The 11,538-nt window shown below is 65.8% G+C and carries 13 protein-coding genes, 1 tRNA gene and 1 pseudogene; 3 read left to right on the top strand and 12 right to left on the bottom strand.

Annotated elements, in window-relative coordinates; translation table 11 throughout:
- Positions 1-203: hypothetical protein (locus IMX13_RS18625; RefSeq protein ID WP_193395947.1), on the top strand; the 203-nt coding region annotated here is incomplete at its 5' end.
- A 796-nt stretch (positions 204-999) separates the two neighbouring features.
- On the opposite strand, the gene IMX13_RS18620 is transcribed toward IMX13_RS18625, so the two are convergent.
- Positions 1,000-1,206: a hypothetical protein gene (locus IMX13_RS18620; protein WP_111186383.1), complete on the bottom strand. Its 207-nt coding sequence runs from the start codon at positions 1,204-1,206 to the stop codon at positions 1,000-1,002.
- Between the two features lie 214 nt (positions 1,207-1,420).
- On the opposite strand from IMX13_RS18620, the pseudogene IMX13_RS18615 reads away from it, so the two are divergent.
- A pseudogene (locus IMX13_RS18615) lies at positions 1,421-1,651 on the top strand (tyrosine-type recombinase/integrase); the annotation flags it as partial.
- Between the two features lie 72 nt (positions 1,652-1,723).
- On the opposite strand, the gene IMX13_RS18610 reads toward IMX13_RS18615, so the two are convergent.
- Positions 1,724-1,799: transfer RNA gene (locus IMX13_RS18610), tRNA-Lys, on the bottom strand.
- Between the two features lie 175 nt (positions 1,800-1,974).
- Between IMX13_RS18610 and IMX13_RS18605 the strand changes: the two genes are divergently transcribed.
- Positions 1,975-2,931 (top strand): DUF2268 domain-containing putative Zn-dependent protease, encoded by a 957-nt coding sequence (locus IMX13_RS18605; RefSeq protein ID WP_193396949.1) that lies wholly within the window; start codon positions 1,975-1,977, stop codon positions 2,929-2,931.
- 72 nt (positions 2,932-3,003) lie between these two features.
- On the opposite strand, the gene queC is transcribed toward IMX13_RS18605, so the two are convergent.
- From queC to ruvB, 10 genes are all read right to left on the bottom strand, one after another.
- Positions 3,004-3,669 (bottom strand): 7-cyano-7-deazaguanine synthase QueC, encoded by a 666-nt coding sequence (queC, locus tag IMX13_RS18600; RefSeq protein WP_053520243.1) that lies wholly within the window; start codon positions 3,667-3,669, stop codon positions 3,004-3,006.
- 76 nt (positions 3,670-3,745) lie between these two features.
- A complete protein-coding gene (gene queE, locus IMX13_RS18595) occupies positions 3,746-4,447 on the bottom strand; it encodes a 7-carboxy-7-deazaguanine synthase QueE (RefSeq protein WP_053520244.1) in 702 nt (233 codons plus the stop codon).
- Positions 4,448-4,676: 229 nt separating this feature from the next.
- Entirely contained in the window at positions 4,677-5,492 is an 816-nt protein-coding gene (ybgF, locus tag IMX13_RS18590) for a tol-pal system protein YbgF (protein WP_053520245.1), read from the bottom strand.
- 3 nt (positions 5,493-5,495) lie between these two features.
- Positions 5,496-6,014, bottom strand: a complete 519-nt coding sequence (gene pal, locus IMX13_RS18585; protein ID WP_005418510.1) for a peptidoglycan-associated lipoprotein Pal — start codon at positions 6,012-6,014, stop codon at positions 5,496-5,498.
- 64 nt (positions 6,015-6,078) lie between these two features.
- Positions 6,079-7,398, bottom strand: a complete 1,320-nt coding sequence (tolB, locus tag IMX13_RS18580; RefSeq protein WP_053520246.1) for a Tol-Pal system beta propeller repeat protein TolB — start codon at positions 7,396-7,398, stop codon at positions 6,079-6,081.
- A gap of 181 nt (positions 7,399-7,579) precedes the next feature.
- Complete coding sequence (gene tolA / locus IMX13_RS18575; protein ID WP_053520247.1) at positions 7,580-8,632, bottom strand: cell envelope integrity protein TolA; 1,053 nt, start codon at positions 8,630-8,632, stop codon at positions 7,580-7,582.
- Positions 8,622-9,050, bottom strand: coding sequence for a protein TolR (tolR, locus tag IMX13_RS18570; RefSeq protein ID WP_053520248.1), 429 nt, complete (start codon positions 9,048-9,050; stop codon positions 8,622-8,624). Before tolR ends, tolA begins: the two co-directional genes overlap by 11 nt.
- Positions 9,051-9,074: 24 nt before the next feature.
- Positions 9,075-9,854: a protein TolQ gene (gene tolQ / locus IMX13_RS18565; protein ID WP_053520249.1), complete on the bottom strand. Its 780-nt coding sequence runs from the start codon at positions 9,852-9,854 to the stop codon at positions 9,075-9,077.
- Positions 9,855-9,864: 10 nt separating this feature from the next.
- The gene (ybgC, locus tag IMX13_RS18560) at positions 9,865-10,296 is read right to left on the bottom strand and encodes a tol-pal system-associated acyl-CoA thioesterase (RefSeq protein WP_053520250.1); all 432 of its coding nucleotides are present in this window, start codon (positions 10,294-10,296) and stop codon (positions 9,865-9,867) included.
- Complete coding sequence (ruvB, locus tag IMX13_RS18555; RefSeq protein ID WP_065174760.1) at positions 10,286-11,326, bottom strand: Holliday junction branch migration DNA helicase RuvB; 1,041 nt, start codon at positions 11,324-11,326, stop codon at positions 10,286-10,288. Before ruvB ends, ybgC begins: the two co-directional genes overlap by 11 nt.
- Between the last annotated feature and the right edge of the window lie 212 nt (positions 11,327-11,538).

Below are 11,538 nucleotides of genomic sequence, written 5' to 3'. Positions count from 1 at the left end.
AGGTGGCCAACCTCGCCTTCGCCAACGGTGGCGGCGCGTTCACCGTCAGCGCCGCGCCGATCGCCGACAGCGCTGTCGTGGCCGAGCTGGGGCTGTCCGCGTGGCTGACCCCGCGGCAGTCGCTGGAGCTGGGCTACAGCGGCCAGTTCGGCAGCGAGAGCCGTGACCATGGCGCCACGGCGCGCTGGTCCGTGCGCTTCTGATCGGCGCCCTACCAAGGTCTGTGAGGGGGCGGCCAATGGGCCGCTCCCGTGATCCCATCCAAGTTGTATCACGGCGCATGCGAGTAATGCAGTTATCGCGGGACAGGGCTGCCCCCGCTCACGTCCATCCCGCCGCTGGAATTATGCGATCAAAGACTGATGGCATGCGATCAATCCTTTGTGAAAATATGAACTTCATCGACGGCATGATTGTTGGCTTCCTTATAGGGAAGTGCGTAAGCCTTATCGTAGTTATCCTCGTCCTTCGGAAATATGAGAAGGAAGAGATGGGCGAATGAGAAGTCTCGAGGTTAGTGAGAGTTGTCATTCACAAATAGGACAAGTTCTGCGACATCCGATGTGATCAACGCCGACGGCCTCCCACTCTCCTTGGCGCGAGCCGTTCTCGCTGGAACGACCCCTCTCAACGGTCATACCTTTCTCCACAGTAGCTGCCATGGCCGTCTTTTCCATAGCAAGCTATGACGAGTACCCGCCACACGGATACATTGGATGGTGGCAGGTTTCACCCCCTCCAATAACCCTACGGGGGGGTGCCTTTTTTGACGAAAGGGTTCACTTACACGCTGCCTCAGGCGACAATGGCCGGGTAAAACTGAATGTTGGCGCGGTCTGGCCGCGGCCGACGCCCATCCAGAAGGATGGCTACATGCGCTTGCGTCTACCAGCATTGCCGCAGCCCGCTGCAATTGGCCCGGGTCTGCCGAAGGCCGCATGTGTTCTTTCGGCGCTTCACCAGGTTTTCAGGGCAGCAGTGCCACATCCCAGCAAGTCGTCACGCAGATTCCGTCGCGGGCACCTCTTCTGCAGCATTGATGCGGTAGTACCGCCCGGTGCGCATTGTGGCACCATCCTCATAGTCCACGGTCAGAACAATCTGCGGCCCCGATGTGACGCTCGGGTCATCGAAGGTCAGCTGCAGCTTGTTCGGCAGCGCGACGGACTCGAGCTTGTTGGCCAGGCGCATTTTGAGATTGAGCATTGCAAGTTCCTCTTCCTGTTGGTGACCCTCACGGGCCAGCGGGGTTACGCCAGCGTTTCACGCCGGAAAATTGGTTCACTACTGCTCGACAGAGACCACAGACAGGCTCTGGGTAATCGTCTGTTTGTTGAACGTTCCTGATGAATGGCTGACGGTTTGCTCAGTGAAGGAGGCGACCTCGGCGCGGTAGCTGCGGCGCGTCGAGTACGGACAGCCACTGAGCAAGGGCCAGCTGCGAAGCAGATTCGATGCAGCGCGCGCACGTGCAGGCATTGCCAAATCGGCATTCCAGTTCCGGGACCTGCGCGCCAAAGCCGGCACTGACAAGGCAGACGCGGCGGCGGACATTCGCCAGGCGCAGCGACAGCTGGGCCACTCGTCCGTGGTCATGACCGAGACCTACACGCGAAAGCGCAAGGGCGATCGCGTCACGCCGACGAAGTGATTTTGCGGAAAAGATCGGCGATTGCGGAAAAACAAAAGGGCTTCGGATCGCTCCGAAACCCTTATGTTGCAATGGTGGGCCGTGTAGGATTCGAACCTACGACCAAAAGATTAAAAGTCTTCTGCTCTACCGACTGAGCTAACGGCCCGGTGCACTGCCCCAGCCGCGTGGCGGGGGTGGGCATTCTACCCCACTTTGCCACGCGACGCGAAACCCCATACCCGCAGCCCTGGCAATCAAGCGCCCGGGCTGCCGGCGTGAACCGGCTTAAACCTTCCGCCCGCACCGCGCATCCCATCCCTGATCCCCACTGGAGAGCCTGGATGCGCCGCTGCCTGCCCCTGATCTCCGCACTGCTGTTGCCCGGCGCCGCGCTGGCAGCGCCGTCCCCGGTGCGTAGCGACGACATCGCCCGCTTCTGGGCCACCTACGATGCGGTGCGCGCCGAACCCGATGCCGAGCGCCGGGTGGCGCTCGTGCAGCAGCACTACGTCGACCCGGGCAGTCCCGGCCTGCATGCGCTGATGCAGGTCCGCAATTACACCGCGCGCGAGTATGCCGATGCCATGCGCGCGTGGCCGCGGTTCTGGAACTCGGTAAGGCCACTGACAACCAACGCCCGCAGTGCCAGCGCGACGCTGGAACAGGATCTCATGGCCTTCCGCACGCTCTACCCCTCCCTGCGCCCAGCCACGATCACCTATGTGGTGGGCGTGCTGCGTACCGGTGGTACCACGCTGGGCGACCAGGTGCTGATCGGTGCGGAGATGGCACTGGGCGACGCGCGCGTGGATGTCAGCGAACTGCCGGAGCCGATGCGCAGCCGCCTGCGCATCTTCTATGACAGCCGCCCCGGCGCGAACAACGCGCAGAACAACCTGCATGAGTATGTGCACACCCAGCAACGCGAGACCACCGGCAATCTGGCGCAGTACGCGGTACGCGAGGGTGTGGCCGAGTACATCGCCGAGCGCATCAGCGGCAGGCGCCCTGCCCTGCCGCTCTATGACTACGGCCCGTTGCACGAAGCGGAGATACGCACCCGTTTCATCGCCGAGATGGACGGCGATGACCTGGACAACTGGCTGTACAACAGTGCCCGCAATCCGTTCGGCGTGAGCGACGTGGGCTACTACGCCGGCTATCGCATCGCGCAGGAGTACATGCGCCGGCAGGCCGATGAGAAGGCGGGGATCGCGCGGATGATCGAGCTGGACTACGCCGATCCCAAGGCGGTGCGGGCCTTCATCGAAGCTTCGGGTTGGTTGCAGCAGCGGTAGCGCCGGGCCATGCCCGGCGCACAGTGCCAACCAAGGTTGGCACCCACCATTGGGGCATCAGCCCCCATCACCTCAGGCGTACAGCGTCGGGTCGGCCACGCCGGCGTCGGCGAAGCCCTGTGCACGCAGGCGGCAGGCATCGCAGTGGCCGCACGCGGCACCGTTGGCATCGGCGTTGTAGCAGGACACGGTCAGGCCGAAGTCCACGCCCAGGCGCACGCCCTCGCTGACGATCTGGCCCTTGCTCAGGAACTGCAGCGGCGCGTGCACCTTGATGCCTGCGCCTTCCACGCCGGACTTCGTCGCCAGGTTGGCCAGGGTCTGGAAGGCGGCGATGAATTCGGGGCGGCAGTCCGGGTAGCCGGAGTAATCCACGGCATTGACGCCACAGAAGATGTCGTTGGCGCCCAGCACTTCGGCCCAGCCCAGGGCCAGCGACAGCATGATGGTGTTGCGTGCGGGCACGTAGGTGACCGGAATGCCGGCACCGCCGGCCTCGGGCACGTCGATGTCATCGGTCAGTGCCGAGCCGCCGATGCTGCGCAGGTCCACATCCACGGTCTTGTGCGCGACCACGCCCTGGGCCTTGGCCACGCGTGCGGCGGCGTCCAGTTCGGAGGTGTGGCGCTGGCCATAGCGTACGCTCAGGGCATGCACGGCAAAGCCCTGTTCCTGGGCCATGGCGATGACGGCGGCTGAATCCATGCCGCCGGAGAGAAGCACGACTGCCTTCTTCATGGAAAATCTTCCGGTTGGGGGAGGAAAGCCAGCACGCTGTCCCGCGCCGGAGTTGCATCAGGAAACAAGGGCGGCCTCAGCGGCCCGGCTCATCGTTCCACAGAATCTTGTGCAGCTGCATCTGGAAGCGTACCGGAAGCCGGTCTTCAACAATCCAGTCGGCCAGCTGGCGCGCGGTGATCTCCCCCTTGCTGGGCGAGAAGAACACCGTGCAACGCTTCACCAGCTCGTGCTCGGCCAGCAGGGCCTTGGCCCAGTCGTAGTCCTCGCGGCTGCAGATGACGAACTTGATCTGGTCGCGTGCGGTCAGCAGCGGCAGGTTCTCCCAGCGGTTGCGCGCCACCTCGGCCGAACCCGGGGTCTTGATGTCGACCACGCGTGATACGCGCGGGTCCACCGCGCTGACGTCCAGCGCACCGGACGTTTCCAGCGAGACGTCCAGGCCGGCGTCACACAGCTTCTGCAGCAGCACCAGGCAGCGCTTCTGCGCCAACGGCTCGCCGCCGGTCACGCAGACGTGACGCACGCCCTGGGCCAGCACTTCGGCCACGATGTCGTCGATATCCCACCAGGTGCCGCCGTGGAAGGCGTAGGCGGTGTCGCAGTACTGGCAGCGCAGCGGGCAGCCGGTCAGGCGCACGAACACGGTCGGCCAGCCGGCGGTATCGGCTTCGCCCTGCAGCGACGTGAAGATCTCGGTGATCTTCAGGCGCGGCAGGGGCGACTGCACGATGTCGCTGGGGGTGGCGACGGCGTTGGACGGGGTAACGGCGGTCATGGCGGGAACTTCTTTGTGGGACACGTGGCGGGTGGGCTACCGTGGCCGGTAACGAAAGCAGCAGAGCATGGCTCGGCTCTACAACAGCAACCGGACGGGCATGGCCCAGCCGGTGATGCGAGCCGCCGGGCATGGCCCGGCGCTACCGGATCCGGGTGGGTTGGCCGATCCGGAAACGAAAGCAGCCGAGCATGAGCTCGGCGCTACGGGACACGTATTGTACGCCCGGTCAGCGGATCTGCTGGCCCAGGCGGATCGACTGCAGGCGGTCCTGCGCGGTGCGCGCGGCGTCCGAGCCGGGGTACTGCGCCACGACAGTCTCCAGCGTCTGCTGGGCCTGATCGACCTTGCCCTCGCCATACTGCGAGAGGCCGACCTTGAGCAGGCCGCCCGCGGCCTTGTCATGGGTCGGATAGCGTGAGAGCAGCTCGCGGAACTGGGTCTCGGCCATCGGGAAATTGCGGGTGGCGTAGTAGCTCTCGCCCAGCCAGTACAGTGCATTCGGCGCGTACACGCCGTTCGGATACAACTGCAGGAAGCTCAGGAACAGCTGCGCCGAATCATCGTACTTGCCGGCCTTGAGCGAATCGAAGGCGACGTTGTAGGCGGTGCGCTCATCACCCGTGGCGGCCAGACTGCCGGGATCGCCATGGATGGACGGCGGCCGCTCGGAAGTGGCCGCCGCTGCCGGTTTGGCCGGGGCCGGTGCGGCCTGCGGCGCGTTCGCCGGAACGGGGGGCAGGACCGGGGCATTGCCCCCTTCCAACCGGTTCAGGCGGCTGTCCAGGTCCAGGTACTGATCCTGGGCGGACTGCTTGAGCTGGGCGTTGTCGTGCTGCAACTGCTCGATCGAGGCCTGCAGGCTGGTCACCTGCTGCCGCAGCTGGTTGATCTGGTTCAACAGGTCCTGGTTGGCACTGTTGTTGTACATCTGCTGCTCGAGCGCGCCGACACGATCGGCCAGACTCTGTCGCTGTGCATGCGCCGGTGCGGCAGCCACGAGGGCTGCCGCAACGACCAGCATCAGTTTGATGCCAATGCGCATGGATTACTGCGCGGTGTAGACGATTTCGACGCGACGGTTCTGCGACCAGCAGGACTCGTTCGACTCGGTGCAGACCGGACGCTCTTCACCGTAGGACACGACGGTCAGCTGCGAAGCCGAGCCACCGTTGGCCTGCAGCGCCGAGCTGACGCCGTTGCCACGACGCTCGCCCAGGGCCTGGTTGTACGCGCGCGAACCACGCTCGTCGGTGTGGCCCTGCAGGGTGATGCGCGAGGACGGGCGGTCACGCAGGTACTTGGCGTGGCAAGCCATGATGGCCTGGAATTCCGGCTTCACGTCTTCCTTGTCCAGGTCGAAGTAGACAACGCGCTGGCGCAGGCAGGCATCGGTATCCAGGTCGCCCGGGCCGTACAGGCCGGAGGTCGACGGACCGGTCGGGGTGGTGGTCGAGGTGCCGGTGTCAACCGGGGCTGCCGGCTCTTCCTTCACCTTCTTCGAGCAACCGGCCAGGACGGCCACAGACAGCAGGGAAACAAGCAGAACACGGGTGGACTTGTTCATGGCGATACCTTTGTGGCTCCTAGGCCGATGAGGGGTTCAAGACAGCGAAAATATTAACACTCTTTTAGCGCTGGGTACGGTATGGGGACCATGCCGGCTCGCGCACATCACCATCGGCCAGAACCAGGCGCTGGCGAACCCGCGCATCGGCCGAAACGGCATACAACACACCACGGCCACCTTCGCGGGCGGCGTACAGCACCATGCTTGCGTTGGGCGCAAAGCTCGGCGATTCATCCAGCGAACCCGGGGACAGGGTGCTCCAGCGCGGCGAGCCCAGCGAGCTGTCCATCATCGCGATCTTGTAGCTGTTGCCCGAGCCCTGGGCCACGGCGATCTTCTTGCCGTCATAGGACACCGAAGGCTTGGCGTTGTAGTTGCCCTGGAAGGTCACGCGCTCGGCGCTGCCGCCGCCGGCACCGACCTTGTAGACCTGCGGACGGCCGCCGCGGTCGGAGGTGAAGTACACCGCGCTGCCGTCCGGCGCCCAGGTCGGCTCGGTATCGATGGCGAAGTGGTTGGTCAGCTGGGTCAGCTGCTTGCTGCCCAGGTCCATCACGTAGATTTCCGGGTTGCCGGAGCGCGACAGGGTCAGGGCCAGCTTGCGGCCGTCCGGCGAGAACGCAGGCGCGCTGTTGATGCCGCGGAAGCTGGTGACCAGCTCACGGGCACCGGTGGCGATGTTCTGGATGTAGATGGCCGAGTTGCCGCGCTCGAAACTGACATAGGCCAGCTTGCCACCATCCGGACTCCACGACGGCGACAGCAGCGGCTCGGCCGAACGCACGATGGTCTGCGGGTTGTAGCCATCGGAGTCGGCCACCATCAGCGCATAGCGCATGGCGTCGCCCTTGCCGCTGGCGGTCACGTAGGCGATGCGCGTCCAGAAGGCACCCCGGACACCAGTGATCTTCTCGTAGATGGCATCGGCCATCTGGTGGGCGACGTCGCGCATGGCATTGCCGCGGGCGGTCATCGCCAGGCCGAGCAGGCGCTCGCCCTTCGGCACGTCGAACAGTTCGTACTCGACACGGTAGGCACCGGCACCGGCATCCAGCACGCGGCCGACCACGATGTAGTTCTGCTTCAGCGCGCGCCAGGTGGCGAACTGGATCTCGCCGCCACGGACGGGCTTTTCCACGATCTGCGCTTCGGGCAGGGTGCGGAACTGGCCCGAACGTTCCAGGTCGGCGCGGACCACACCGGCGACATCGGTCTGCGGTGCGGCCGACGAGCCCTGGTAGGGCATCGGCACGATGGTGATCGGCAGCGCGGACGCGTTGCCGCCGATGATGTCGATATCCAGTCCCCTCTGCTGCGCGACGGCAGCGAAGGGCAGCAACAGGGCCGCAAACACGGCAAGCCAACGAGGCATCTTCTTCATGGAGCGCTCAATAGGGGGAAACCGGAACGAGGGATAGCAAAGCGGCGGTGAACCGCTTCGCAATCATGAACCAAGGGTACGTGAATTCCGGGTCAGTTCCAGCCCGTCCTCTCACGCCCCATTAACGTATCGGTCGGCTGCCGCGCGACGGGGCGACCCGCAGGCCGGCCCGCGCGGCCGATCAATCCTGCGCGGTGAAGGTCAGGTTGAGCGTGCGCGCAAACACCGATTCGAATCCGCGATAGGGCAACGGCTGCGCATTGAGCACTGCGGCCTCGATCGAACGCCTGCCGGCTTCGTCATAGGGGCAGTTGGCGCCCACCTTGGCCTGAAGCACCTGCCCCCCCGGAATCTGGGTAATGGTGATCTGGCAGCGCTGGCCCAGCGGCACACTGTCTGGACGCGTCCAGGCGCTGCGAACCTTGGCCTGGATCGCGGCAGCGTACTTCGCCGACAGATCATCGCTGTTGCCACCGCCCCCAGCGGCCGGCTGTGCCGCACCGGTGTTGCCGGCCGGCGCGCTGCCGGCGGCGTTGCGTGCGGCGGCGACCTGGCGCAGCTTCTGCTCGGCCAGCTTGGCTTCCTTCTCCGCCTGTTCGCGCCTGGCACGGATCTCGGCGATCTTCTTCTGCCGTTCGGCCTCGGCCTGGTCGGCGGCCTGCCGCTCCTGCTCGGCACGCTTCTTCTTGGCGTCTTCTTCCTGCTGCTTGGCCAGGCGCAGCTTCTGCTCGGCTTCTTCCTGGCGCTTGCGCTCGGTCAGGTCGATCTGCTCCTGGCGGCGCTTGGCTTCCTGTTCCTGCCGGGCCTTCTCCTGCGAGATGGCCAGTGCGCTCACCGCCTCCTGGTCCTGCGTATCGGGCTGGGCGACACGCTCCTGCGCCTGTTGCTGCTGCGGCGTGGGAGCATCCTGCGGACGTGGCTCGGGAATCGGCTGCGGCGGTGGAATGGTGTCCTCGGGCACCGGAATCGGCTCGGCAACCGGCGGCGGCAGATCTTCCAGCTTCTCCGACTGGCGCAGGGCCTGGCGCGCAGCGGCCGCCTCCGACGCGGATAGCGCCAGGCTGGCCTCGACCGAGGGATCACCGGCAGCGGCATCGGTATTGCGCGTGGGCGACCACAGCCACGCCAGGATGAACACCAGCGCGACCAGCAGGTGCACCAGCACGGCCAGCGCCAGGGGCAGGCCCCAGCCCGGTTCCTGCTGTCGCGGAGGCGGCAGGGTCTCAGCGTGCATCGGTGGCCAGGCCTACCTTGTCCACTTTCGCGCGCTTGATCACGTCCATCGCCGCAATGACCTTCTCATAGGCCACGGCACGGTCGGCGGCGACGATCACGCGCAGGCCCTTGTCCTGTGCGGCGATGCCGGCCAGGCGCCCTTCCAGCTCCTCGGCAGACACGGCCGTGGGCTCCTTGGCGTCGGGCAGCTTCAGGCTCAGCTGGCCGTCCTGGCGCACCGAAACGATCACCGGATCCTGCTTGCTCTCCAGTGCCTTGGCATTGGAGTTCGGCAGGTCCACGTCGAAACTCAGGGTGAGCAGCGGCGCGGTGACCATGAAGATGATCAGCAGCACCAGCATGACGTCGATATAGGGAACGACGTTGATTTCCGATTTCAGCTTGCGGCGCTTGCGGCGACCGATGGCAGCGGACATGGCTTGGACTCCCGGGTCAGGCGCTTACTCGTCGCCAGCGCTCTGGCGCTGCAGGATGGAGCTGAACTCGTCGGCGAAGGTCTCGAAACGGACCGACATGCGCTCCACACGGGTGGTGAAGCGGTTGTAGGCCCACACCGCCGGGATTGCCACGAACAGGCCGATGGCGGTGGCGAACAGCGCTTCGGAGATGCCCGGGGCGACCGAGGCGATGCCGGCCTGGGCGCCGCTGCTGATCATGTCGTGCATGGTCACCATGATGCCGAACACGGTGCCGACCAGGCCCACGTAAGGCGCGGTCGAGCCGATGTTGGCCAGCAGTTCCAGATTGCGCTCGAGCTGATCGACTTCGCGGGTGTAGGTGGTGCGCATCGCACGTTGCGCGCCTTCCAGCTGCGCACGGCCATCCAGCCGGCGCTTGTCGCGCAGGCGGGTGAACTCGCGGAAGCCCGCCTCGAAGATCGCCTCCAGGCCGCCCACGTTGCGGCTGCGGTCGGTGGCCGAGCTGTACAGCTTGCCCAGGTCGGCGCCGGACCAGAAGCGGTTCTCGAACTCGTCCGCCTCGCGGGTGGCCTGCTTGAACACGCGGGCCTTGCGGAAAATGATCACCCAGCTGACGAACGAGCCGACCAGCAGCAGCAGCACGATGATCTTCACCGGCAGGCTGGCCTTGGCCATCAGTTCGAGGTAGTTGATGCCGCCGCCGGTGGTGGCCTGGGCAAGGGTCTGGGTCGCGGCGTTGCTGACGTCAGCCGGCAGTGCCTCGGTGACCGTGGCCTGCAGGGCCAGGAGCGTTGCGATCATCCGTTGTTCCTCAGTGTTCGGATTCGGGGTGGAGGTAGGGTTGCAGCACGGCAAGGACGGCGTCGTCCATGCCACGCGGGCGGAAACTGGCCGCGTCCAGTGCGGCGATGCGGACCTGCGCCGACAGCAGCAGTTCGCCGTCGCGCTCGATCCGCTGATCGAAGACCATGCTGGCCTTCTTCAGCTGGACCAGCGTGGCACTCACCTGCAGGAGGTCATCCAGCCGCGCCGGCCGGATGAAGTCCATCTGCATGGCACGTACCGCGAAGACCATGCCGTGCTCACTGCGCATGCGCTCCTGGCCATAGCCCAGCGCGCGCATCCATTCGGTCCGGGCCCGTTCCATGAAGGCCACGTAGCGGGCGTGGTAGACCACCCCGCCTGCGTCCGTATCTTCCCAGTAAATGCGTGTCGGCCAACTGAATAGTGGCTCAACCGACATCGGGAACCTCCGCGAACAGGTCCTGCGGCGGGTTCTTCGGCTTCAGCCCCATGTGCCGGTACGCCTTGTGGGTGGCCATGCGGCCGCGCGCGGTGCGCACCAGGAAGCCCTGCTGGATCAGGTAGGGTTCGACCACGTCTTCCAGCGTTCCGCGCTCTTCGGACAGCGCGGCGGCCAACGATTCGATACCGACCGGGCCGCCGTCGAAGTAGTCCACCAGGGTCCTGAGCAGGCGCCGGTCGAGCTCGTCAAAGCCCTCCGGGTCGACCTTGAGCATCTGCATGGCCGCTTGGGCGACCGCCACGTCGATGTGGCCACCCGCCTTCACCTGGGCGTAGTCGCGCACCCGCCGCAGCAGGCGGTTGGCGATGCGCGGGGTGCCACGCGCACGGCGCGCGATCTCCCCTGCGCCATCGGCGGTGCAGTCGATGCCCAGGATGGTGGCCGAGCGGCGTACGATCCGGGTCAACTCCTCGACACTGTAGAACTCCAGCCGCTGGACGATGCCGAAGCGGTCGCGCAGCGGCGCGGTCAGCAGGCCGGCGCGGGTGGTGGCCCCGATCAGCGTGAACGGTGGCAGGTCGATCTTGATCGAGCGGGCCGCAGGGCCCTCGCCGATCATGATGTCGATCTGGAAATCCTCCATCGCCGGGTACAGCACTTCCTCGACCACCGGCGACAGGCGGTGGATCTCGTCCACGAACAGTACGTCGTGTGGCTGCAGGTTGGTCAACAGGGCGGCCAGATCACCGGCCTTTTCGATCACCGGACCGGATGTCACCCGCAGCGCCACCCCCAGTTCGTTGGCGATGACGTGGCTGAGTGTGGTCTTGCCCAGCCCCGGCGGACCGAAGATCAGCACATGGTCGAGCGCGTCGCCGCGGGCCTTGGCCGCTTCGATGTAGATCTCCAGCTGCTCGCGCACCGGCGCCTGGCCCAGGTAATCGGCCAGTCGCTTGGGGCGGATGCTGGCGTCGGCGGCGTCATCCTCGCGGGTGGCGCCGGCGCCGATGATGCGGTCGTCGGTCATGTGCTGATTATGCGGCAAAAGCGCGGGTTCCGGCCGGGCTGCGCCCGGCACCCGCGGTAGTGCCGGCCGCTGGCCGGCAACCTCAACAGCAACAGCCGAAGCGGGCTTTCTGGGGAATGGCGGGGTGGGTCCGGTTGCGGGGGACGCTGCAAGTACGTCCATGTAAGCTCGGTCGCCGCATCCATGCGGCTCACGCCCCCGCAACCGGACCC

This window comes from Stenotrophomonas sp. B2, assembly GCF_014947095.1.
GTDB lineage: Bacteria > Pseudomonadota > Gammaproteobacteria > Xanthomonadales > Xanthomonadaceae > Stenotrophomonas > Stenotrophomonas maltophilia_P.
Note: the sequence above shows the minus strand (reverse complement) of the source record. Positions and strands in the feature narration are given on the sequence as shown.